Raw genomic sequence first — 22,700 nt, 5'->3', positions numbered from 1 at the left:
TTTTTTTGTGCTCTGAAGTTCTACACCAAACTAGATGTGGAGTTCAGTCAGCTTCTCTTTTGGCAAAGCTAGATCATCGTTGTGGTTAACACCCACTTCACTGTCCACAATGTGCTGAGCAATTTCTTGCGCTTCTTTCAGAGAATGCATCTCGTAAGTCCCGCACTGATACTCGTTCAGCTCAGGGATTTTGCGCTGATCAGTGACTTTCAGCACATCTTTCATCGCGGCTTTCCATGAATCAGCTACCAACTGCTCACTCGGTACGCCAATCAGGCTCATGTAGAACCCTGTGCGGCAGCCCATTGGTGAAATATCAATGATTTCAACACCGTTACCATTGAGATGGTTACGCATGAAGCCTGCGAACAGGTGTTCCAGTGTGTGGATACCACGCTCAGGCATCACTTCGATATTCGGACGGCAGAAGCGCAGGTCGAATACTGTAATAGTGTCTCCATGTGGAGTTTTCATGGTTTTCGCGACGCGAACGGCAGGTGCTGCCATACGGGTATGGTCTACGGTAAAGCTATCCAACAGTGGCATATCGTCACCTCTCCTAAAGAAAAAAATGTTTTTTATCGAACTCAGGAAACCTTTTCCCATAATGCGGGTCTGATTATTTGAAAGACGCGCATTTGTTATCATCATCCCTGTAAACAGAGATGTTTGTTTGGCCACATTGATTGTGGCCTTTTCTTTTTTAGCCAGCCGCTAACGCAGCCAGATACTCTTCAAAGCTTAGTTTATCATTCGCCTCAAGGTCACGCTGTCTCTGCCAAGATGCAGCACATTCAGCCGCGAGCGCTTCAGGTGTCAGAATTTCTAAAGGTTCCTGCAGCAGCATTTGGCGATACTTATCCGCCCACTCCAGACCAAGACTGCTTTTTCCAGCGGCCTTAATCTCGCGCAGTATGCGCGCCGAGTAAGTCTGATCTGGGTCATCAAACCCTACCACCAACTCACTGCACACGTCCTGGTACTCTTGGTTGCCATTCTGGCTATCCAAAACTTCGGCCACGCGACGCAGATCAGCAAACAGGGCCTTGCCTACTTCGGCGAGCGGTTTACGCTCATCGTGACAACCCATACCAATAGTTTGCCCCGGCTTGCGTCCTTCCAGAATGACGCGATTCCAGTTTTGACGAGTACAAAGCAGCTCGTCACTGTCCATCTCTGGCGCATCGGCCAAAGCACACCATATCAAAAACAGATCGAGGAAACGCGCCTGAGAGGCGTCGATGCCGATCGGCGAGAATGGATTGACGTCCAGCGAACGCACCTCAATGTACTCAATCCCACTGCGCATCAGAGCATCTGAAGGCGTTTCCCCTGAGCGCGTAACGCGTTTTGGGCGAATCGGAGCATAAAGCTCGTTCTCAATCTGTAACACATTGGTATTGAGCTGCAGGTATTTGCCATCCTTTTTCACGCCCATAGCGGCATATTCAGCCGATGGCGTACGAATGGCCTTTTTAACGCCTTGAACATAAGTCTCAAGATCGTTAAAGGTGATACCTAAATTGCTCTGGTTTTTATTGGTGTAGCCCAAATCGCTCAATCGCAGCGACGTGGCGTACGGCAAGTAGCACATCCCTGATTCGGTGTACTCGAACGGTAAATCCGTCTCACGTCCTTTGATGAACGAAGAACAAATAGCCGGTGAAGCACCAAACAGATAAGGGATCACCCAACCAAAGCGATAGTAGTTACGGATCAACTTAAAGTACGCCGCAGAAATTTCGTTTTTACCGCTTTCCGCGTCAGCAATCCCTAAGCGCGCCTGCCAGAACTCAATCGGCAAAGAAAAATTATAGTGGATGCCAGAAATAATCTGCATCAAGGCACCATAACGATTCTTCAAACCTTCGCGATAGAGCGTTTTCAAGCGGCCGATGTTCGAGGAGCCATATTGCGCCAGCTCGATGTCCTGCTCCGCTTCCACGAAACAAGGCATACTGAATGGCCACATTCTCTCTTCACCCAGCTCACGAGCCACGTGGCGATGAATGTCGCGCAGGAAAGTCAGCAGGTGATCGATATCACCATCAACCGGAGTAATGAACTCCAGTAAAGATTCAGCGAAGTCAGTGGTGATCCAATCATGCTTCAGCGCAGAGCCTAAAGATTCCGGGTGTCCAGTGGTCGCCAGCGAGCCATCGGCATTGACGCGAAGTGTTTCGCGCTCAACGCCGCGGCGAATTCCTTTTACTGCGTGAGGATGGGCTTCCAACCAGGAAAGCGCCTGAGATACATCCGGGATCAAATTGACCTCCCGCTATTTGAAGACATTAATTTGCAAGCATACTGAATCTGCATAGATGTAACCATTATGATAAGCGATCTCAATCTAATTCCACCAAGAGAGCCCCTGTAACGTTATGGCAGTTAACACCACATAACGCACTGTTTTCCCTATCAACAGGAAAAACACCACGGGTCCCCAAGGCATACGCAACCAGCCAGCTAACACACATAAAACATCGCCCACCACCGGCAACCAACTGAGCAGCAGCGCGGCTGGGCCAAAACGGTTCAACCAACCCAGCGCAGTGTCTAAACCTCGCTGAGGTTTAAGCTTAGGCAGTAATCGGCCGATTATGATATTGGTAATACCCCCTAAGGTATTGCCAAAAGATGCAGCGAGCACTAATAAAAGTGGTGACGCACTGCCTGCTGTCAGCAGGCCAACTAACAAAATCTCTGAGTTCCCCGGCAACAGTGTTGCGCTGAGAAAGCTGCTACTGAATAACGAAATCAGTGCCAGCGTACTGCTCAAAGTTTGCGGACATCCACGACGGCCATGTTGGCGCGTTTCGCCGCCTCAATACCAAAATCTGCATCTTCGAACACCACACACTTCTCTGGCGGCACGCCAATCAATTGGGCACACAACAAGAAGGTGTCTGGGGCAGGCTTATGGTTCTGAACATCGTTAGCACCGACGATGGCATCAAAGCAGTGGCGCAGGCCAAGGTGGCGCAGGAGAGCGTCCGCCATGTCGTGCTCACTGCCTGTTCCTACCGCCATAGGGCGTCGGCCATGATAAAATTTCACCACCTCGATCAGAGGCAGAGGCTGGACGGTATCGAGCAACATCTCTCGCACTGCTACGGTTTTCTCGGCAGCTAAGTGATGTGGATCCATATTGACCTGATTATCATCAATGATAAATTTCGCGATTCGCCACGTCGGAGAGCCATTCAGAGCAATCATCTGCTCGAAGTCATAACGCATGGCGTATTTCGACAATACCTGATGCCAAGCCTGACGGTGCGTAGGTTCTGTATCCAATATGGTTCCATCCATATCAAAGATCAAACCCTCGTAGAGATCGTACATCTTGTACTCCTGCTCGCGATAAAAACAGGAAACTACTTTAGCGCAAAGTCTATTGATTGTCGCTTTTTGTCAGGAAGGGTGCGCGATTGAAAAACCGCAATATCAGTGGGGTACGAAAAGGAGAAAGCTGAGATTTAAAAAGCAAAAAACCCGCTTTCGCAGGTTTCTCTAATATGGTGCACCCAGGAAGATTACTCCGCTAGCGCCTCGCCCTGCGGGCCGTTGCTGAAGCAACGTTATCTTCCTTCGTGCTCGCTGCCAGCATGCCTGCCATGGTAATCCCCTGGTTGCTGCGACTAGCGTGGAATATGGTGCACCCAGGAAGATTCGAACTTCCGACCGCTCGGTTCGTAGCCGAGTACTCTATCCAGCTGAGCTATGGGTGCATTGGGGTAGTGCTGAGTTTTTATCTAGGAAAATACAAAGAAAGAATGGTGCACCCAGGAAGATTACTCGGCTAGCGCCTCGCCCTGCGGGCCGTTGCTGAAGCAACGTTATCTTCCTTCGTGCAATCTGTCTGCTGAGTGCAATATATGATGTTCACAATCGCTTCAACACACACAAAATATGGTGCACCCAGGAAGATTCGAACTTCCGACCGCTCGGTTCGTAGCCGAGTACTCTATCCAGCTGAGCTATGGGTGGTGCACCCAGGAAGATTCGAACTTCCGACCGCTCGGTTCGTAGCCGAGTACTCTATCCAGCTGAGCTATGGGTGCATTTTAAATGGCGGTGAGGCGGGGATTCGAACCCCGGATGCAGCTTTTGACCGCATACTCCCTTAGCAGGGGAGCGCCTTCAGCCTCTCGGCCACCTCACCATACGCCTCTTTCGAGTTGTGCTGACTAACTTTGTTTAAGCTCATCGGCACTGCGTGGCGCACATATTACTTTCACGGGCTTATAAGTCAAACCCTTTTTTTCTAACATTCGTTCGTTTGAACAATTCACGCGCAACCTGCACAGTTTCAAGGCAAAAAGAGCCTCTTATTGGCAAAAACACCGGATTTTTTCTAGAGATAACTGTTTACAGCATCGCTGAAGCAAGGGAAAAAACAGAGAATAAAACAGGGGAAAACAGAAAGGGATAACGCTTAAACGCGGAATAGGAAGGTCAGCGCCTCGCCATCGGCGAGACGCCTGGTAAATCAGTAACTCGTTTGTTGAGACTTCTCAGCCTGAATGCGCTGATAAATCTCTTCACGATGCACAGAGACCTCTTTTGGCGCGTTAACACCAATACGCACCTGGTTACCTTTTACGCCTAACACGGTAACAGTTACCTCATCGCCAATCATGAGGGTTTCACCAACTCGGCGAGTCAAAATAAGCATTCTTTGCTCCTTGAAGAATTAAAAGAGTCGGGTCTCTCAGTTTCCCGGCCATTATCTATCAACCACGGGTAAAACGTAAGCCATGACCCCCACATAAAACTTAACTAGCCTGCGACCTCAGCCGTGCATATTTTAAGTTTAGCCGAAAACGAGGCGATTGTGGGTTTTCTAGCCTGGCCTACCCAACCTGCGATAGCGAAAACGCCATAGTGCACAATACATTATGGCGTTTCTTTGTGTAGTGATTTATTTCTTATTACAGCTTAGCTTCAAGCCAAGCTTCTACACTGGCAAGGGCTGCAGGAAGTGCCTGAACATCGCTACCACCTGCCTGAGCCATATCAGGACGGCCACCACCTTTACCCCCTACCTGCTGCGCAATAGAGGCAATCAACTCGCCTGCTTTAACGCGATCGGTCAGGTCTTTGGTGACACCAGCAATCAGGCTGACTTTATCGTCAGCGATGGTTGCCAGAACGATAATCACCGAGCCCAGCTGATTTTTCAGGTCATCAACCATGGTGCGAAGCATTTTCGGCTCGACATTATCCAGTTGGCTGACAAGGACTTTAACCCCTTTGACTTCTTTGGTCTGGCTAGAAAGTGAGGCACTTTCCTGCGCAGCCTGTTGGCCTTTCACCTGCTGAAGTTCTTTCTCCAGCTGGCGCGAACGCTCGATCAAAGTACGAATCTTCTCTGAGACGCTGTTTACATCGCCCTTAACCAGATGCGCGACGTCTTGCAACAAATCACTCTGTTGGTGAAGTGATGCAATGGCGTTTTCGCCGGTGATGCCTTCGATACGGCGAATACCTGCGGCAGTGCCCGATTCGCTTTGAATACGGAACAGGCCGATGTCGCCGGTACGGCTAGCATGGGTGCCGCCGCACAGCTCAGTGGAGAAGTCACCCATAGAAAGTACGCGAACATTGTCCTCGTATTTCTCGCCGAACAGCGCCATTGCGCCCTGCTCTTTGGCATCATCCAGCGCCATGATTTTGGTTTCAACCGGCAAGTTGCGACGAATCTGCGCATTCACCAAGTCTTCAACCTGACGAATTTCTTCCGGTTTCATGGCTTCGAAGTGGGAGAAGTCAAAACGCAGGTAGTTATCGTTAACCAGCGAGCCTTTCTGCGCCACATGCTTGCCCAGCACCTGACGCAACGCGGCGTGCAGTAAGTGGGTCGCCGAGTGGTTCAGGCGGATACGGTCGCGGCGAGCAGCGTCGATTTCAGCTTCAACGCTGTCACCCACGCGCAGTTTGCCTGCATTCAGCGAGCCTTGATGACCAATGGCTTTGCCATATTTCTGGGTGTCGGAAACGGTGAAGATGCCGGAGGCCGTTTTCAGCTCGCCCTTATCACCCACCTGACCGCCTGACTCGCCGTAGAATGGCGTGTCATCAAGGATAACGATAGCGTTAACCCCGGCCTGAATCTCCTCCACTGGCTGGCCATCAACAAACAGGGCAACCACTTTTGAATGACGCTCTACATGCTCATAACCCGAGAACTGAGTCACGCCATCAACGCGTACCATGCTGTTGTAATCTGCGCTGAAGCCGCTAGATTCGCGCGCACGACGGCGCTGAACGTCCATCGCTTTCTCGAAGCCAGCTTCGTCAACTTTCAGATTTCTTTCGCGGCAAACGTCAGCGGTCAAGTCCAACGGGAAACCGAAGGTGTCATACAGACGGAAAGCGATTTCGCCATCCAGCGTGTCGCCTTTCAAAGAGGAAAGCTCTTCATCCAACAGCGCCAAACCGCGCTCCAGAGTACGGGCAAACTGCTCTTCTTCGGTTTTCAGCAGTTGCTCAACCATCGCCTGCTGTTGCTTTAACTCTTCTGCTGCCGGGCCCATGACTTCAATCAGTGGCGCAACCAGCTTATAGAAGAAGGTGTCTTTCGCGCCCAGCATGTTGCCGTGACGGATAGCACGACGAATGATGCGGCGCAGCACGTAGCCGCGGTTTTCATTCGACGGGATAACACCATCGGAGATCAGGAATGCGCAAGAACGGATGTGGTCAGCGATAACGCGCAGTGACTTGTTGTTCAGGTCAGTTGCACCCGTAACCTGCGCCACGGCAGCAATCAGTTTTTGGAACAGATCGATATCGTAGTTGGAGTTCACATGTTGCATGACCGCAGTGATACGCTCCAGGCCCATACCGGTATCAACCGACGGCTTAGGCAGCGGCAGCATGGTGCCGTCTGACTGACGGTTGAACTGCATGAAGACGATGTTCCAGATTTCGATATAACGGTCGCCGTCTTCTTCAGCGCTGCCCGGAGGGCCGCCCCAGATGTGGTCGCCGTGATCGTAGAAAATCTCAGTACATGGGCCGCAAGGACCGGTGTCGCCCATCTGCCAGAAGTTGTCAGAAGCGAATGCGCCGCCTTTGTTGTCGCCGATGCGGATAATACGTTCTTTAGGAACGCCAACCTGCTTTTCCCAAATATCAAAAGCTTCGTCATCAGTTTCATACACTGTGACCCACAGTTTCTCTTTAGGCAGATTGAACCAGTTTTCGCCGGTCAGTAATTCCCAAGCGTAGTTAATGGCATCATGCTTGAAATAGTCGCCGAAGCTGAAGTTGCCCAACATTTCAAAGAAGGTGTGGTGACGAGCGGTGTAACCGACGTTTTCCAGGTCATTGTGCTTTCCGCCTGCGCGAACGCAGCGCTGGGAAGTGGTAGCACGGCTGTAGTCGCGCTTATCTAACCCGAGGAAAACATCTTTAAATTGGTTCATCCCTGCGTTGGTAAACAGCAGAGTCGGGTCGTTATTCGGGACAAGCGAACTGCTTGCAACAATGTTGTGTCCCTTACTGTGGAAGAAATCGAGAAACGCTTGACGGATCTCAGCGGTGCTCTTGCTCATAAATGTCCCGGAATCTGGCTTGAAGAAACGGTTCGTAAGCAAGAAAGCGCTGAATTCAGCGGCAGACTGTACGGCCCACGAACAAAAAGTGTGGATAAGATAAAATTTCTTCGCTGGGAAGTAAAATCCCGTATGCGGTCAATCATCAAAATCGCGATAAATAGACTGGATCTCTTCCTGAAAAAAGCCTCGGTAGAGCATATAACGCAGAACTTTTGATTTTTCTTTCCATTCGGTTGGCAAAGGTTCACCAAATTTACGCACTGCGATATCGCGGGCTAAAGCGCACCAGTCCACTTCGCTCTCTTCGAAGGCCGTCGCAATAAGCTCTTTATCGACACCTTTGTGCTGTAATTCGGAACGGATACGCTGCGCGCCATAGCCTTTTCGGCTACGGCCTGAGATATAGCGATCGGCAAATTTAGCGTCATCCAGCCAGTTATGTTGGTAGCAGTAATCAATCACGGACTGCACGTGCTCGGGAGAAATCTCTTCTGGCGGCAAGCGCGCGGCTTTTTGCTGAATTTCTTCTTCCTGCCACTCTTTAGAAAACGACAGGCTAGATTTTTGTGCTTTAGGTTTGGCGGGCTTTGAATAACTTGGCTTGCTGAAAGCAACGGGAGGGGTAAGAAGTTTTTTGCGCAGCTCCATTTCGCCATGGTCGCGCTGCGACAGTAAACGCATCGCACGGCTGATTAAGGCGTTAATTTTAGCTGCATCGCCCTCTTTGGGTGGCGAGCTAAACATAGAGGAATCTTCATCGCCCCCATGTTGATTCAGTAAATCGTCGAGATTGACCTTTTTATCATCGGACATAGTGGGTACCTCATATTGGCAAAATGCCAGCCTGAAACTCAGGCTGGCATTTTATCGACCGCGTATATCCCCTGAGCCGAAGGCTCAGGTTCCAGCGTTAATTAAAGCTTTCGCTATTAAAACTCTTCGCTGGTTTCTACGTTATCGTCTAAGTCTTCAACGGTAGCAGTAGCGCTGATTTCACCGGTGCCGCTCAACAGCAGGTCACGCAGTTTTTTGTCCAGCTCGGCAGCCACTTTCGGGTTTTCTTTCAGGAAGTTACTTGCGTTAGCTTTACCCTGACCGATTTTTTCACCGTTGTAGCTGTACCATGCGCCTGCTTTCTCAATCATCTTGTGCTTAACGCCAAGATCAACCAGCTCGCCGTTGATGTTGATGCCTTCGCCGTACATGATCTGGAATTCAGCTTGCTTAAATGGTGCAGCAATCTTGTTCTTCACTACTTTAACGCGCGTTTCGCTACCTACAACCACGTCACCTTCTTTGATAGCGCCGATACGACGGATATCCAGACGGACAGAGGCGTAGAACTTCAGCGCGTTACCACCGGTAGTGGTTTCTGGGTTACCGAACATCACACCAATTTTCATACGGATCTGGTTGATGAATATCAGCAGGGTGTTGGCGTTTTTCAGGTTACCCGCAAGTTTACGCATTGCCTGGCTCATCATACGTGCCGCAAGGCCCATGTGAGAGTCACCAATTTCGCCTTCGATTTCAGCTTTTGGCGTCAGTGCTGCCACGGAGTCGACGATGATCACGTCAACCGCGCCAGAACGAGTCAGCGCATCACAGATTTCCAACGCTTGCTCACCGGTATCTGGCTGTGAACACAGCAGATTGTCGATATCAACGCCAAGCTTTTTAGCGTAAATCGGGTCAAGGGCGTGCTCGGCATCGATAAATGCACAAGTTTTACCTTCGCGCTGCGCCGCTGCGATAACTTGCAGAGTCAGCGTGGTTTTACCGGAAGATTCTGGCCCGTAGATTTCAACGATACGGCCCATTGGCAAGCCGCCAGCGCCCAAGGCGATATCCAAAGACAAAGAGCCGGTGGAGATCGTTTCAACGTCCATAGAGCGATCTTCACCGAGACGCATGATGGAGCCTTTACCGAATTGCTTTTCAATCTGGCCCAGTGCTGCAGCTAACGCTTTTTGCTTATTCTCATCAATAGCCATTTTTGCTCCTTCGTCTGACGTGGAGTGAATTACTTCACTGACGTCACTGAATGTAATTTATGTACAGGTAATTGGCAGTAATTATACTGTATGCTCATACAGTATCAAGCCTATTTTTCAAGAAACTCATCTAATGCTGTTTGTAGCGAAAAAACAGCAGCTTGCAAGCGAACGGATTCCCGGTCGCCCGAGAAATGTTGTTTGGAAGTGAAAATTCGCCCTTCACTATTCGCAAATCCGAACCACACGGTGCCGACCGGTTTCTGCTCCGTGCCGCCATCAGGCCCGGCAATGCCGCTGATGGATAACGCTAAGTTAGCGCCCGCCGCATGCAGTGCGCCCTTGGCCATTTCGCGCACCGCCTCTTCGCTGACTGCGCCAAACTCCTCGAGTGTCCCGTCAGAGACGCCCAGCAGCTCGTGCTTTGAAGCATTGCTGTAAGTGATAAAGCCACGGTCAAACCATGCGGAGCTGCCCGCAATATCGGTGATAGCTTTCGCCACCCAGCCGCCGGTGCACGACTCAGCACAGGTTATCCATAATCCTTTTTCTTTCAATTTATTACCCACCAGCACGCTCAGCTGATGTAACTGTTTTTCGCTCATCGGAAATCCTTTCTGGTGGTAAAGATATGGGGCGATGTTATCACTTCTTTTCGACACAAATCAGCCTAGTCACCTTTTTTGCGAGATGCATTCAGAAGAGAAAACATTCTATGGTTAAGCCCGTGAAAGCGTTGCAAAGCGCGGTATTATCACCAAAACGCCCCCCTTTGGGTGATCTGGCAACCAACCCCTTTGGGTGATCTGGCAACCAAGTGGAAAGGGCCACGAGAAGTGGCCCTTTGGAGTGATTAAAACAGGTTAGGTAAATCAATTACCAGCGCGCGCCCTGCTCACGGCTTCACCGAGCTGCCAAACCGCCATCGCATACTGGGTACTATGGTTGTAGCGAGTGATGGTGTAGAAGTTCGGCAGGCCGTACCAATACTGATAGTTTTGCCCCATATCCAGACGCAGTAGGCTGGCTTCCTGATAATTGGCCAGTGAGCCGAGTGGGCTAAGGCCAGCCGCTTTTAAGGTGAACAGTGGATATTTGGTGTTAAAGCCATTTTCCAGCAGAGGCGCCTGCCCTGTTGCTGGCACGGCGACAGGTGCCCCGCGCGTCCAGCCGTGGCCTTTAAAGTAGTTGGCGACGCTGCCGATAGCGTCAATCGGGTCCCACAGGTTGACGTGGCCGTCGCCGTCGAAATCAACCGCGTAGTTTTTGAAGGCTGAAGGCATGAACTGCCCGTAGCCCATGGCGCCAGCGAAAGAACCGCGCAGGCTTAGCGGGTCGTCCTGCTCTTGGCGACACATTAGCAGGAAGGTTTCCAGTTCGCTTTGGAAGTACTCGGCGCGACGCGGATAGGCGAAGGAGAGCGTCGCCAGCGCATCAATAATGCGGGTTTTGCCCATCACGCGGCCCCAGCGCGTTTCCACGCCGATAATTCCGACAATGATCTCTGGCGGCACGCCGTAAACCTGCTCGGCGCGTTGCAGCGCATCGCGATATTGATTCCAGAACGCCACGCCATTTTGCACGTTATCCGGCGTAATGAACTTGGCGCGGTAACGCAACCATGCGCCGTTCGGGCCAGACGGAGGTCCGCCGGTTGGGGCCTGCTGGTCCATCAAGCGCAGCACAAACCCAAGGCGCTTGGTCTGCGCCAATACGTCATGCAGCTGCTGGCGATCAAAGCCGTGCTCGCGGACCATTTTATCCACGAAAGCGTTCATCCCCGCGTCGTAGGCAAAGTCACCGTTTTGCAGTTGCCCGCTGTGTTCAGGCTGTAACAGGAAGCCGCCGGGGGCGGAACTCGGCGTGCTGGCGGTACTGTTGCCACCAGAAAACGGATTACGCGGCCCGTCGGGCGGCGGAGTGGGTTTGCTGCTACAGGCAGCAAGCAGGGTAATGATCGGGAGAATGGCAGCCAAATGACGCATCGGATATCCGTATAGCCATGCAAGAAATAAGTGACAGCTATGTTAAAGCATTGGACTGCGTGAACAAACTGGAATCTAGTCTTCGCGGGCCTAAAGCATCAGCCTTTTTGAACAATGTTTTAACTTTTTGCGCAGTATGGAGGAGAAACCCAGACTGACAGGTAAATCTACCAATCTGGGTGAAGTTTTACAGAAACGCGCGGGCGGCAAATTCAGCGATGATCTGGTCTTCCTCTTTGGTTGCGCCGGAGACGCCAACCGCGCCGATAACCTCGCCCGCCGCGTTGCGCAGCGGCACGCCGCCGCCAATGCCAACTAACCCGCCGTTGGTGTTTTCCAGCGAGTAGGCCGCGCCATTAGGATGCAGGTCAACGCCGACGTTGGCGCTGTCATTGCGGAACAATACCGAGGTGCGCGCCTTGCCGTGGGCCACGTCGATGGTGGCGAGGAAAGTACCATCCATGCGGCTAAAAGCCAGCAGGTGCGCGCCCGCGTCGAGTACGGTAATGGACACCGGCGGGAACCGGTTGTCACTTACTGCTTGGCGCGCGGCGGCAATCACGTCTTCGGCCATGCGTAAAGTCAGGCTCATAATCTTCTCTTTAATGATGATTCAGGGGATGTTTTTTACTGTCGATCACGGCAACGGTGTGGATCATCAGGCCGCCGATGGCCAACAGCGCCCCGATCCAACCCGTTGATTCCCAACCCATACCCGCCGAAATCGTCACGCCGCCCAGCCATGCCCCCATGGCATTGGCGATGTTGAATGCCGAGTGGTTCATGGCCGCGGCCATGGTTTGTGCGTCACCGGCGACGTCCATCAGGCGAATTTGCAGCACGGCGGAAAGCGCCACCATGGTGCCCACCAGCATGACGTTGAGCGGCCCCAGCACCGGATGGTGCGCGGTAAAGGTAAAGGCAGCCAGAATCACAATCGACCACAGCAAAATGCCGCGAATAGTCTTCTCCAGACCACGGTCTGCTAATCGCCCCCCCGCCACGTTGCCGAGAATCATCCCTAAGCCGAACAGCGCCAGCACTACCGGGATCATCGACAGCGGCAGGTGCGCCAGTTGCAGCATGGTTGGCTTCACATAGCTGAAGACGGAGAACATCCCGCCAGAGCCGATGGCGCCAATTGCCAGCGTCAGCAGCACTTGTTTGCGGGTCAGGGCTTTTAACTCATTGAGCGGGCTGGCGGATTTATTGCCTTCCACCCGAGGTACCCACATCAGCACCAAAATCAGGGTGATCACCGCCAGACCGCCCACAATGGCAAAGGCCGAGCGCCAGCCAACCCACTGGCCGATAGCCGTGGCGGCAGGTACGCCGATCAGGTTAGCGACCGTGAGGCCGAGCAGTACCATGGATACCGCCTGCGCTCGCCGCTTTCTATCCACCAGACTGGCCGCCACCAGCGCCGCCACGCCAAAGTAAGTCCCGTGGGGGAAGCCGGCGATGAAACGGGCAAAGGCCATAGAGTAGAAAGTGGGCGCTACGCTGCTGACCAGATTCCCTGCGGCAAACAGGCCCATCAGGATCATCAGGAAATTACGGCGCGGCCAGCGCGCCCCTAATATTGCCAGCAGCGGCGCGCCGATAACCACGCCCAGCGCGTAAATGCTGATCAGATGGCCCGCGGAGGGAATCGACACCCCTAGCCCTTTAGCGGCGTCGGGCAACAGCCCCATGATGACAAATTCCCCCGTGCCGATGGCAAAGCCACCCATGCCGAGTGCAAACAGCGCCTTGCCAACGCCGGCGCGAGAAAGTTCCGGCGTATCAACTGCTTCCGCCCTGATGTCTTGTTCTAAAGAGTTCATTGTGGATCCATCTGCTAATTGGAAAGAGATTATACCTCATGTATTGTTGAGTAAAATTCAACGATGCAGTGACTTCTTCTGCGTGAATAATCGAGCCATTTATGCCTACTCTGACGCGCGGCGAGTTAGCCGATCTTAATGTTTTTTCTACTATTTGTCGGCGGCAAAGTTTCCGACTGGCGGCTGCCGAACTGGGCGTCACCACCTCGGCGCTGAGCCACACCATGCGCGGGTTGGAGGAGCGTCTTGGCGTCAAATTGCTGCATCGCACCAGCCGATCCGTGGTCCCCACGGCGGCGGGCGCGGCGCTGGTCAGTCAGTTAGATCAGGGCTTTGAGTTCATTCGCACCGCCCTCGGCGAGCTGGAAAACTACCGCAAGCTGCCGGTGGGCCGACTGCGCATTAATATTCCCCGCGACGCCGCGCGTCTGCTGTTCACGCCGATTTTGGCGCAGTTCAATCGCGCTTACCCGCGCATTCAGCTAGAAATCACCATTGATGACAACATGATAGATATCGTCAGCAGCGGCTACGACGCGGGGGTGCGCTACGGACAGACGGTGCCACAGGACATGATTGCCATGCCGCTGACGGGTAAGCTGCGCTGGGTGGTGGTCGCTTCCCCGGCTTATCTTGCGCAACACGGTACACCGCAAACCCCGCAGGATCTGATGAAGCATAGCTGCATTCGCATGCGTATTGGCGATGCGAGTATCTACAAATGGCAGTTAGGTGAAGGTGAAGAGGCGTGCGAGCTGGACGTGCCGGGTAATTTTGTCGCCAATGAAACCGACATGATTATTCACGCCGCGCTCAACCACATGGGGCTGGCGTACTGTCTGGAGCGCTATATCGCCCCCTATCTTAAGAGCGGGCAGTTAGTGCCGGTGCTGCAAGATTGGGCAGTACAGGGCGAGCCGATCGTCATGTACTACCCTAGCCGCCGCCAGCTTCAGCCCGGCCTTAAGCAACTGATTGAGCTGATTAGAGAACATGCCCAATAAGCCTTGGGCACTCCCTTACTTGGTTTTCACCTTAATACTCTCGGAAAGCAGGTTGAGCTGATGGCTCTCTTGGTGGTCATTCGGCGTTTTGCTTTCCTTGACCAGCAGAGCGTCGTTGTAGGTTTTCACCGTTTCCAGGCTGTGAGTGCTCTGAGACGTGCCCACCGTCGCCAGTCGACCTTTCTTAAAGTCCAGCGTGGTGTCGGTGGAACTGTCTTCATTTATCTGATGATAAGTGTAGTTCTGCGACGACTTCAGCACGCTCAGTGCCAGCGGCGTACCCGCCGTCAGCGACTCATGGAAGCTGGCCTGTAGGTGAGACTTGGTGTTCTGAGTTATCTTGCTGCGAGTGCCGTCCACGCCGTCAATCACGCTGCTGCTCTGGCTAAAGCTATAGGCAAAGCTGTCCTTCTCATCATCTTTGTACGGGTTCGACTTAACATCCGTTTGTTGGAAGGAAGCCGAGAAGTCCGCCAAACCACTCAAATAAGACTGTGCCTTGTTAGTTTCAGTCACTGTGATGATTTGGTGGCTTTTGTCGATTTCGTTTGAGCCATAGTGGCTATTAAGCGCGTGGAACGCCGACTTGAAGCTCGACATCATGTCTTGGTTGGCATAGCCGCGCAGCGCCGCGTTATTCAGCTGTTTGTCATAAGCCGCGAGCGCCTGATCCTGCTGTCCCAGCGTGCCCAATAGCTCAGGATGACTGAGGTCGGTGTTCAGCTGGAATGAGCCGTTAGCGTCTTTATAGCTCAGGGCGCGCTGGGTGAGGTCACTCTGGAAGTTGAGAGACTGCACGGACTGGCCGCTTTCACGTACGTCGGCGTTAAGGTCGACGGATTTGAGCAGCGTGGTATTAAATTGGGTTAAACCATCCACGTTCACCGTCGGCGTCTTGCCGGACATGCCGTCGAGGGTGCTTTGGAAAGCATCTGCCAGACCCGCAATCGCATCGGTCTCTTTATCCGTCAGCTCGCCACCGGTGGTAGTCACCTCGGCAACCAATCCACCCTGCTGGCGAGAGAGCGACACGCTGACCTTAACGCCGCTTTGGGTGACGATGTCCAACGCCACGGCGCTGGCTTTATCGGTGCCACTGGCATCAACGTTTTTGGTAGAACTCACCGCCGCCGAGAAGTCAGAAGGGTTATCTTTTAGCTGCGCTAACAGCGCCTTACCTAATCCCTGAAACGCGCCAGATATCGGCTGATTGGCATTCGCGCCCATCAACACATCCAGCTGGCTGTGGCCGGTATTAAGGGTATTGGTGCGCAGTTTCTGCGCGCTGATGCTGTAAATCGCATTGAGTTCATCACTTGCGTTACTCAGCGTGACGCGTGTTGAAGGCTGAGGCGGCGTTGCCGCTGGCTGGTTTACTCTGGCCCCGTTAGCGCTGGCGATGCGCGGGGGTGGGAACGAAATTCCGCTAATTTGACCTACCATTTGTCCTATCCCAGTTTTCTTATCCGTTATCTGGTATCGGCCAAAATTTGATTAACTTAAGAAGAAAATGCGCAAAGTGTCGGCAGGCAGAAAGTAAAATGGGCCGAACGAGTCGGCCCATTGGGTACAGCTTAAGTCAGGCTTATTTACGCGCCAGTGCCGCCGCGTTACGCCCGGCCAGAATGCCGAAGATGATGATGTCAGCCACTGCGTTGCCGCCGATGCGGTTCGCGCCGTGGATACCACCGACCACTTCGCCCGCCGCCCAAGCCCCGGTGATCACCTGTTTCTGTGTATCGAGCACGGCAGTGTCAGTGTTGATGGTCACGCCGCCCATGGTGTGGTGAACCCCCGGTGCGATGCGAATGGCGTAGAACGGCCCCTGATTCAGCGGATGACGCAGCGCGGTTTTACGGCCGAAATCTTCGTCATTTTGCTTATCCACGAACACGTTGTAACGCTCAAGCGTCGCCAGCAGCGCGTGCATGTCCATGTTCAGTTTCACCGCCAGCTCCTGCGGCGAAGGCGCGCTGACCACAAAGCCCTTGGCGATATACTCGTCGGCGGCCTTGTTGTTGGCGCGAACCTGATCGTCGAAGATCACCCAGGCACTCTTCTCTGGCAGCGCAATGATTTCGGCAGAGACTTTGTCGCGGGTTTCCATTTCGTTGTAGAAACGCTTGCCCGCCTGACTCACCAGAATCGCACCGCCACCGCGGATAGCTTCGGAAATCAAATAAGAGGTGGTTTGCTCAACCGTTGGGTGGATCTGGATCTCGCCCATGTCCACGGTGTCCGCGCCGATCTTTTGCAGCATAGCGATGCCGCTGCCGGTCGCACCTTTGTGGTTAGTGGTGACAAAGCCGTCCAGCTCTGGGCGGTATTTCACCACCATTTCGCGGTTGGCGCTGAAGCCGCCGGTGGCTACAATCACGCTTTTGGCATTCAGAATGCGGGTGTCGTTGTACTCATCAACCACCTTCACGCCGGTCACTACGCCGTTATCAAACAGAATGTCAGCAACGGAAGTTTCGAGCAGCACTTCGATATCGCGTTTGTTGATGTTTTTCACCAAGCCGCTAATCAGGAAGCCGCCAACGGCGGAACGGTCAGCAGGACGGTGAGTACGGTCAATGCTCATGCCGCCAGTGATGGTGATATCGTTCAGCTCAATCTCTTTCGACGCCAGCCACTCTACGGCTTCTGGTGCCAACTCGACGAACTCACGCAGCAGCTCAGGGTTGTTTTTAAACTTGCCGCCTTTCAACGTCTCCTCATAGAACAGCTCTTTACTGTCCTCAATGCCTTTCAGCTTCTGGAAACGCGTTTCTGCGGCGTTCATTCCCACCGAGGCCTTGATGGTGTTGCCGCCGATGGTTGGCATCTTCTCGATGATAACCACGTGCGCGCCTTCGTCATGGGCCTGAATCGCGGCCGCCAGACCTGCGCCGCCGCTGCCGATCACCACCACATCGTAATTCTGCGGAGCCTGCGGGTTACCGCCCTCTTCAATCACGTGCTCTTTGCTGGAGGTGGCCAGCGCGCGGGAAACGGCTTTCTTCAATGCCTCACTCTGTGTAGTCGCGCCGGTAATGGCGTCAACGTGCGGGCTGTTGGCGACCAGAATGCGCGAACGCAGGCTTTCGAAGGTGGTAGTGAAGTCGACGTCGAGGGTGTCGTCCTTAACCAGCGTGATGTCGGTGATACGGTCGGTATCCAGCGTGACGCTGATTTTCAGTTTCAGCGCTTCCGCTTCAACTTTCTCCTGATAGACCCCGGCTTTATATTTACGGCCAGTGGCGCTGGTGTCGCGGATCATGGCGTCAACCAGTGAGAAGCGCCACAGCGGTTCAGGGATGTTCAGGGCTTCGCGTTTGTTGCTATCAATGAACAGCTCGAGGTGCTCATTGTTGATGATGCGGTCGGCCCAGTCCGGGTACGCGATGCAGGCTTTACCTACCGCGACCAAGTCAAAACCGTGCTCCAGCGCGTTTTCCGCGTCTTCCTTGTTCAACACGCCGCCCACACCAATGACCGGGATCTTCGCCAGATTTTCGGAACGCTGGGCGCGATATTTCGTAATAAGCGGCGTTGGGTCGCTGGTGTCGACAATCGACGGGCGCAGCAACTGGCCGACGGAGAAGTGCACATAGTCCAGACCGCGTTCGGCCAGTTTCTCCAGCAAATACATGGTGTCGTCGAAACGGATGCCCGGAACTTCTAACTCTTCTGGCGAGAAGCGGTAGCCGATAATAAAGTCGTTGTGAGCAAAACGCTCGACCATCTTGTGAGCGATATCAAGCACTTCCAGCGGGAAACGGGCGCGCTTGTCGCGGTCGCCGCCCCATTTGTCGGTGCGCTGGTTGGAGTTGGGTGAGTAGAACTGCTGGATCAGATAGGTATTTGCGCCGTGGATCTCCACGCCGTCGAAGCCAGCTTTGATAGCACGGTTAAAGGCGTCACCAAACTTGGTGATCATTACGTCTACTTCTTCGGCACTCAGCTCTTTCGGCGTCGTCGCCCCTTCACGCGGCGCGGCGATAGCACTCGGCGCAACCGGCGTTCTGCCGCCAATCAGCTCTGGCTCAACCATGCGGCCGCCGTGATAAATCTGCAAAATAGCTTTTGAGCCTTTAGATTTAATCGCGTCAGCTATTTTCTTCAGTCCCGGAATTTTATTATCGCTATCAATGGCGATTGCCCCTGGGAAGGCAGGACCCATGCGGTCGATGAAGCAACATTCAACAATAATAGTCCCGATACTGCCCGCGCGGTCGCGATAGTACTCCACCAATTCACTGGTGACGGTGCCATCGTAAAAGCCGGTACAGGTGGTCATCGGGGCCATGACCAGGCGGTTTTTCAGCACGGCGCCATTTGGCAAAGTGAGGTGGTTAAGAACCGGGGTGAGCTTATTCATTCTGAGCAACTCCAACATTTAGAAAATCGTCAATTTTTTCCGAGGGCGTAGTGCATACCGTTTAAATAACCAACGCTGAGGTCATCTAAAAAAATAAAAATCCATCGGCTTATATAAATGGAAAATTTAGTTATGCGTTTTTATTGAAAGGGAGTTGTATATTTAATAGCCAGAAAACCAATAGCACCCTTAATTGTTAGTGATGAGTTGACAAAAATCAACTTATGATTAACATAAAAAATCATACCATAAAAATCAGCAGGTTAAGCCAGGAATTTGGCTTTTACGTAAATTTACTCTACTCTCACTGAGAGAGGACGGTGTTTGATAGATAACGGTGACTTTTTTTAGTTTAGGTCTATATAAACAATGATAATATCCCTCCGTTAAGTCCTTCTCTGGGTAATACTAATCACTTATTCTTTTCATATTATATTCATCATTCTCGGGTAATAGGCGAAAACGCTGGATCATGAAATGAATATATTGCAAATGCCATGGTGAAATAGCATAAGAAATCGTTACGCATCTCAAACGCAAACATTGATAAACGGGGCATCACGCTCCCCCTCACTAACTTGCAGATAAAAACTATGAAACCCACATCAACTTTGAGTGATCCCAATAAGGCCGCGCCTGCCTCATCGGGACTAAAGAAACGCCTGATCATGCTGTTTTTACCGGTGCTCGTGGCTGTCATCCTGCTGCTTCTGCCGGTGCCGGCCGGGCTTGAACCTTACGCCTGGCACTTCTTTGCCATCTTCGTCGGGGTGATTGTTGGTTTGATTTTCGAGCCATTGCCGGGTGCGGTTATCGGCTTGACCGGGGTGGTAGTGATTGCCCTTTTCAGCCAGTGGCTGCTATTCAGCCCTGCCGAACTCGCCAACCCGAAATTTAAAACCGCCACTGAAGCTTTCAAATGGGCAGTGAGTGGTTTCGGTAACTCCACGGTTTGGCTGATTTTCGGCGCATTTATGTTTGCTGCGGGTTATGACAAAACGCAGTTTGGCCGCCGTCTGGCGCTGATTCTGGTGAAATACCTCGGGCGTCGCAGCTTGACGCTGGGCTATGCCATCACCTTCGCCGACCTGCTGCTGGCCCCATTCACGCCATCCAACACCGCGCGAAGCGGTGGGACTATCTACCCGATTATTGCCAACCTTCCGCCGCTGTACGGCTCAAAACCCAATGATCCGAGCGCGCGCAAAATCGGCTCCTATCTGATGTGGGTGGCGATCACCTCGGCCTGTATCACCAGCTCCATGTTCTTATCCGCACTGGCCCCTAACCTGCTGGCACTGGCGCTGGTTAAGAGCATCGTCGGCTTCGAGATCTCGTGGGGGATGTGGTTCCTCGCCTTCCTGCCGCTTGGCGTGCTGCTGATCCTCACCATGCCATTGCTGGCTTACTGGTTCTATCCGCCGGAAGTGAAGATTAATGATGAAGTGCCGCGCTGGGCGACCTCTGAGCTTGAGAAGCTGGGTAAGCTGTCGCGTCACGAAATCCTGCTGCTGGTCTTCGTCTGCTCGGCCCTGCTGATGTGGATTTTCGCCGCCGCGTGGATTGAACCTGCCATGGCCGCGCTGCTGGTTGTGGTGCTGATGCTGTGGACCGGCGTGCTGAACTGGAATGACATCACCAGCAATAAGCCGGCCTGGAATACCTTCGCCTGGTTCGCCACGTTAGTGGCGCTGGCCGACGGGCTGGCGCGAGTTGGCTTTATCTCGTGGCTGGGTCTGCAAGGCGGGCAACTGCTTACCGGCATCGACCCGCAGGTCGCGGCGGTGATGCTGCTGGTGGCCTTCTTCCTGCTGCACTACCTGTTCGCCAGTACCACGGCACACACCACCGCGCTGTTACCTGCGATGCTGACCATCGCGGCGGCCATTCCGGGCATCAACATGCCGGTTTACTGCCTGATGATGGTGACCTCGCTGGGCGTGATGGGGATCATCACTCCTTACGGCACCGGCCCAAGCCCGATTTACTACGGCTCCGGCTACCTGCCAACCAAAGACTACTGGCGTCTGGGCACTATCTTCGGCGCCATCTTCCTCGGCGGCCTGATGCTCATCGCCTACCCGTGGATGGTATTGATGTTCTAATTGAGTACTCAAGGCGTGGCGATCGCTGCGCCACTGTAAAATGGCCAGACGGGTAAACCTTCTGGCCATTTTTTTTATTGTGAAACTTATTCAGTGAGTTCCTGCCACATCACAATGACCGCCTATTTGCCAAGCTTAGGTATATAAAGACGTTATTAAAAAATTGATTTCTAATCCACCGGGTAACTTATTCTTCAACTCATATAAACTAACTAAGTGTTATCCACAATGTATTTCCCCTCCTACATTGCATTAATCACTTTCTCTATTACGTTTAATAAAGCTGCCTCCGGCAGTCAATGATGGTAACAATTATTAGCTTATTATATAAAACTGAGGTTTATATGAAAAACACTCAAGAATTAAGAACATTAACGCTCGAAGAAATCGAAATGGTAAAGGGCGCTGGTTTAGTAGGCAATGTTGTTTCTGGTCTCAATGGCGTAGTCAATTCGGTTGGCGCCTTGCCTCTAGAGGTTATAGAAAATGCATACTCAGTTGGAAGAGAGCAAGTAAGAAAACTGGTGGATGCAGTTCTCTAGCGAGTATTCTCTTTAATGCGGTTTTTACAGTAAATTAGACTACATCGCTAATAGATAGGTTGCATAGCGTTAATAGGGTCCGCTTTAGGTGGGCCTTTTTTAGACTTAGATAAATGTCTGGTGTAAGGCTGTGTGGGTTGAGTTATCAGGGAGTTAAGTAATAAAAGCTCATTTGGCGGGCTATTGGGGAAAAGAAAAACGCCGCTGAGACGGCGTTTTTAGGGACTGGACGAATAAAATAGTTTTCGAAATCGAAAACACTTTCAAATATGTGTTAAGTAATTTCTATAGTTAAATCATTCGCCTAGAGATGTTTCTATTTCTTTAAATAAGAACTCAACGAAACTATTAGCAATGATGTTTTTGTTTTTGTCTCTTTTAAATGATAATTCAGTTTCTACAACAACAGGTTCTCCAGTCTCACCTATGACTGATAGATCCAACGAAAATGAAGGGCCATAACCTGAAGACAATATTTTTATCATTTTATCATCAATGTCGCCTAATTTTCTTGCCTCTAATGTCACATATCTTACATCAGGGGCAGAATTTGCTGACAATCCTTGTTTCGATATTCCATAAAATGACAAACCATTAAACATCAGCGTACCATATTTCCTAAGAAATATTTTATACGATTCAGGAAAAATAACTCCCAACGATGACTCATACAATAGAATTGTATCTTCTGACGCAGGGCCACTGCCATGGGAAAACTCACCACTATCAGAGATTAGTTTTTCAATCTTTAGAAACAAATCATCATTCATTGCTTTATTCTCCTAAAAGTCCAATGCGCGAATTTTCCAGTACTTACTTTTCCATGTATTGAAAGGACCTCGATTCATAGACGGTGGCGCACTATTATATCTAAACCTAGTTCCATCAGGTCCTACCCATGTCTTATCCCATTGATTCGAATACATATGGAGGATTCTGTCATTCTTACTATGGTAACTACTTAAGATTTCCACCATTGAACCAGGCTCATCTTGAGTTAAATGGTGTAAATTTATTTCTAATCCATCATTTCCAACTGGAGCATTCCCTAGCTTCATTCTTTGTATATTAGTTAAACCATCTGCATCAACTCTATGCGGATCGAATAAATTATTTCTTTGATAAACTTTGCGTCCATTAACATTTTTAGCCGCCCAACACTTAAGACCCAGCGGATCCACCCACCCCAGCGGCTCAGGCACATAAGCATAGGTATTCAACCCACCCGCCAGCCCTATCGGATCCGGCTGGGTAAATCGCCCTGCTACGGGGTCGTAGTAACGGAAAAGATTGTAGTGTAGGCTGGTTGTAAAGCTCTA

At 51.9% G+C, this 22,700-nt stretch carries 18 protein-coding genes, 3 tRNA genes and 1 pseudogene; 3 read left to right on the top strand and 19 right to left on the bottom strand.

All coding sequences use genetic code 11. From position 1 onward, the window contains the following. Positions 1-30 precede the first annotated feature (30 nt). The 15 genes from luxS to SBO83_RS20495 form a co-directional block, all read right to left on the bottom strand. The gene (gene luxS / locus SBO83_RS20565) at positions 31-546 is read right to left on the bottom strand and encodes an S-ribosylhomocysteine lyase (RefSeq protein WP_353501080.1); all 516 of its coding nucleotides are present in this window, start codon (positions 544-546) and stop codon (positions 31-33) included. A gap of 157 nt (positions 547-703) precedes the next feature. Then, entirely contained in the window at positions 704-2,266 is a 1,563-nt protein-coding gene (gshA, locus tag SBO83_RS20560) for a glutamate--cysteine ligase (protein WP_396132764.1), read from the bottom strand. Positions 2,267-2,350: 84 nt separating this feature from the next. Beyond that, positions 2,351-2,779, bottom strand: coding sequence for a YqaA family protein (locus SBO83_RS20555; RefSeq protein WP_353501078.1), 429 nt, complete (start codon positions 2,777-2,779; stop codon positions 2,351-2,353). Further along, positions 2,776-3,342: a fructose-1-phosphate/6-phosphogluconate phosphatase gene (gene yqaB, locus SBO83_RS20550; protein WP_396132762.1), complete on the bottom strand. Its 567-nt coding sequence runs from the start codon at positions 3,340-3,342 to the stop codon at positions 2,776-2,778. Before yqaB ends, SBO83_RS20555 begins: the two co-directional genes overlap by 4 nt. A gap of 309 nt (positions 3,343-3,651) precedes the next feature. Beyond that, a tRNA-Arg gene (locus tag SBO83_RS20545) sits at positions 3,652-3,728 on the bottom strand. A 256-nt stretch (positions 3,729-3,984) separates the two neighbouring features. Next, positions 3,985-4,061, bottom strand: a tRNA-Arg gene (locus SBO83_RS20540). An 8-nt stretch (positions 4,062-4,069) separates the two neighbouring features. Then, positions 4,070-4,162, bottom strand: a tRNA-Ser gene (locus SBO83_RS20535). Between the two features lie 327 nt (positions 4,163-4,489). Then, positions 4,490-4,675, bottom strand: a complete 186-nt coding sequence (gene csrA, locus SBO83_RS20530) for a carbon storage regulator CsrA (protein ID WP_013574027.1) — start codon at positions 4,673-4,675, stop codon at positions 4,490-4,492. Positions 4,676-4,931: 256 nt separating this feature from the next. Beyond that, positions 4,932-7,559 carry an alanine--tRNA ligase gene (gene alaS / locus SBO83_RS20525; protein WP_396132761.1) on the bottom strand — a complete coding sequence of 876 codons (2,628 nt, stop codon included), beginning with the start codon at positions 7,557-7,559 and terminating at the stop codon, positions 4,932-4,934. A gap of 138 nt (positions 7,560-7,697) precedes the next feature. Beyond that, positions 7,698-8,375 (bottom strand): recombination regulator RecX, encoded by a 678-nt coding sequence (gene recX, locus SBO83_RS20520; protein WP_396132760.1) that lies wholly within the window; start codon positions 8,373-8,375, stop codon positions 7,698-7,700. 116 nt (positions 8,376-8,491) lie between these two features. Then, positions 8,492-9,556, bottom strand: coding sequence for a recombinase RecA (gene recA / locus SBO83_RS20515; protein ID WP_034787594.1), 1,065 nt, complete (start codon positions 9,554-9,556; stop codon positions 8,492-8,494). Positions 9,557-9,666: 110 nt separating this feature from the next. Next, entirely contained in the window at positions 9,667-10,161 is a 495-nt protein-coding gene (gene pncC / locus SBO83_RS20510) for a nicotinamide-nucleotide amidase (RefSeq protein ID WP_154146491.1), read from the bottom strand. A gap of 267 nt (positions 10,162-10,428) precedes the next feature. After that, complete coding sequence (gene mltB / locus SBO83_RS20505) at positions 10,429-11,541, bottom strand: lytic murein transglycosylase B (protein WP_353501076.1); 1,113 nt, start codon at positions 11,539-11,541, stop codon at positions 10,429-10,431. A gap of 187 nt (positions 11,542-11,728) precedes the next feature. Then, entirely contained in the window at positions 11,729-12,133 is a 405-nt protein-coding gene (locus tag SBO83_RS20500; protein WP_396132759.1) for a heme-binding protein, read from the bottom strand. Positions 12,134-12,143: 10 nt separating this feature from the next. Beyond that, positions 12,144-13,367: an MFS transporter gene (locus tag SBO83_RS20495; RefSeq protein ID WP_396132758.1), complete on the bottom strand. Its 1,224-nt coding sequence runs from the start codon at positions 13,365-13,367 to the stop codon at positions 12,144-12,146. Between the two features lie 101 nt (positions 13,368-13,468). Between SBO83_RS20495 and SBO83_RS20490 the strand changes: the two genes are divergently transcribed. Then, positions 13,469-14,371 carry a LysR substrate-binding domain-containing protein gene (locus SBO83_RS20490; protein ID WP_396132757.1) on the top strand — a complete coding sequence of 301 codons (903 nt, stop codon included), beginning with the start codon at positions 13,469-13,471 and terminating at the stop codon, positions 14,369-14,371. Positions 14,372-14,386: 15 nt separating this feature from the next. Here the strand turns inward: SBO83_RS20490 and SBO83_RS20485 are convergent, their stop codons facing one another. Then, positions 14,387-15,814 (bottom strand): hypothetical protein, encoded by a 1,428-nt coding sequence (locus SBO83_RS20485; RefSeq protein WP_396132756.1) that lies wholly within the window; start codon positions 15,812-15,814, stop codon positions 14,387-14,389. Positions 15,815-15,956: 142 nt separating this feature from the next. Then, positions 15,957-18,734 (bottom strand): flavocytochrome c, encoded by a 2,778-nt coding sequence (locus SBO83_RS20480; protein ID WP_396132755.1) that lies wholly within the window; start codon positions 18,732-18,734, stop codon positions 15,957-15,959. Between the two features lie 593 nt (positions 18,735-19,327). Here SBO83_RS20480 and SBO83_RS20475 point away from each other — a divergent pair. Beyond that, positions 19,328-20,839 (top strand): DASS family sodium-coupled anion symporter, encoded by a 1,512-nt coding sequence (locus SBO83_RS20475; protein WP_396132754.1) that lies wholly within the window; start codon positions 19,328-19,330, stop codon positions 20,837-20,839. Positions 20,840-21,183: 344 nt separating this feature from the next. Further along, positions 21,184-21,381 carry a hypothetical protein gene (locus SBO83_RS20470; protein ID WP_396132753.1) on the top strand — a complete coding sequence of 66 codons (198 nt, stop codon included), beginning with the start codon at positions 21,184-21,186 and terminating at the stop codon, positions 21,379-21,381. A 296-nt stretch (positions 21,382-21,677) separates the two neighbouring features. On the opposite strand, the gene SBO83_RS20465 is transcribed toward SBO83_RS20470, so the two are convergent. Continuing rightward, positions 21,678-22,151: an SMI1/KNR4 family protein gene (locus SBO83_RS20465; RefSeq protein WP_396132752.1), complete on the bottom strand. Its 474-nt coding sequence runs from the start codon at positions 22,149-22,151 to the stop codon at positions 21,678-21,680. Positions 22,152-22,163: 12 nt separating this feature from the next. Further along, a pseudogene (locus SBO83_RS20460) lies at positions 22,164-22,688 on the bottom strand (HNH/ENDO VII family nuclease); the annotation flags it as partial. Between the last annotated feature and the right edge of the window lie 12 nt (positions 22,689-22,700).

It is taken from the genome of Ewingella allii (genome assembly GCF_044430645.1).
GTDB lineage: Bacteria > Pseudomonadota > Gammaproteobacteria > Enterobacterales > Enterobacteriaceae > Ewingella > Ewingella allii.
The sequence above is the reverse complement of the archived record's forward strand: the minus strand, read 5'-3'. Positions and strand labels throughout refer to the sequence as shown.

What these genes read in the sequence shown, in the direction of transcription:
- mltB (WP_353501076.1), bottom strand. Translation starts at nt 11,541, where the DNA reads ATGCGTCATTTGGCTGCCATTCTCCCGATCATTACCCTGCTTGCTGCC.
- yqaB (WP_396132762.1), bottom strand. Translation starts at nt 3,342, where the DNA reads ATGTACGATCTCTACGAGGGTTTGATCTTTGATATGGATGGAACCATA.
- csrA (WP_013574027.1), bottom strand. Translation starts at nt 4,675, where the DNA reads ATGCTTATTTTGACTCGCCGAGTTGGTGAAACCCTCATGATTGGCGAT.
- SBO83_RS20495 (WP_396132758.1), bottom strand. Translation starts at nt 13,367, where the DNA reads ATGAACTCTTTAGAACAAGACATCAGGGCGGAAGCAGTTGATACGCCG.
- alaS (WP_396132761.1), bottom strand. Translation starts at nt 7,559, where the DNA reads ATGAGCAAGAGCACCGCTGAGATCCGTCAAGCGTTTCTCGATTTCTTC.
- recX (WP_396132760.1), bottom strand. Translation starts at nt 8,375, where the DNA reads ATGTCCGATGATAAAAAGGTCAATCTCGACGATTTACTGAATCAACAT.
- recA (WP_034787594.1), bottom strand. Translation starts at nt 9,556, where the DNA reads ATGGCTATTGATGAGAATAAGCAAAAAGCGTTAGCTGCAGCACTGGGC.
- SBO83_RS20490 (WP_396132757.1), top strand. Translation starts at nt 13,469, where the DNA reads ATGCCTACTCTGACGCGCGGCGAGTTAGCCGATCTTAATGTTTTTTCT.
- SBO83_RS20485 (WP_396132756.1), bottom strand. Translation starts at nt 15,814, where the DNA reads ATGGTAGGTCAAATTAGCGGAATTTCGTTCCCACCCCCGCGCATCGCC.
- pncC (WP_154146491.1), bottom strand. Translation starts at nt 10,161, where the DNA reads ATGAGCGAAAAACAGTTACATCAGCTGAGCGTGCTGGTGGGTAATAAA.
- SBO83_RS20480 (WP_396132755.1), bottom strand. Translation starts at nt 18,734, where the DNA reads ATGAATAAGCTCACCCCGGTTCTTAACCACCTCACTTTGCCAAATGGC.
- SBO83_RS20465 (WP_396132752.1), bottom strand. Translation starts at nt 22,151, where the DNA reads ATGAATGATGATTTGTTTCTAAAGATTGAAAAACTAATCTCTGATAGT.
- luxS (WP_353501080.1), bottom strand. Translation starts at nt 546, where the DNA reads ATGCCACTGTTGGATAGCTTTACCGTAGACCATACCCGTATGGCAGCA.
- SBO83_RS20470 (WP_396132753.1), top strand. Translation starts at nt 21,184, where the DNA reads ATGAAAAACACTCAAGAATTAAGAACATTAACGCTCGAAGAAATCGAA.
- SBO83_RS20475 (WP_396132754.1), top strand. Translation starts at nt 19,328, where the DNA reads ATGAAACCCACATCAACTTTGAGTGATCCCAATAAGGCCGCGCCTGCC.
- SBO83_RS20500 (WP_396132759.1), bottom strand. Translation starts at nt 12,133, where the DNA reads ATGAGCCTGACTTTACGCATGGCCGAAGACGTGATTGCCGCCGCGCGC.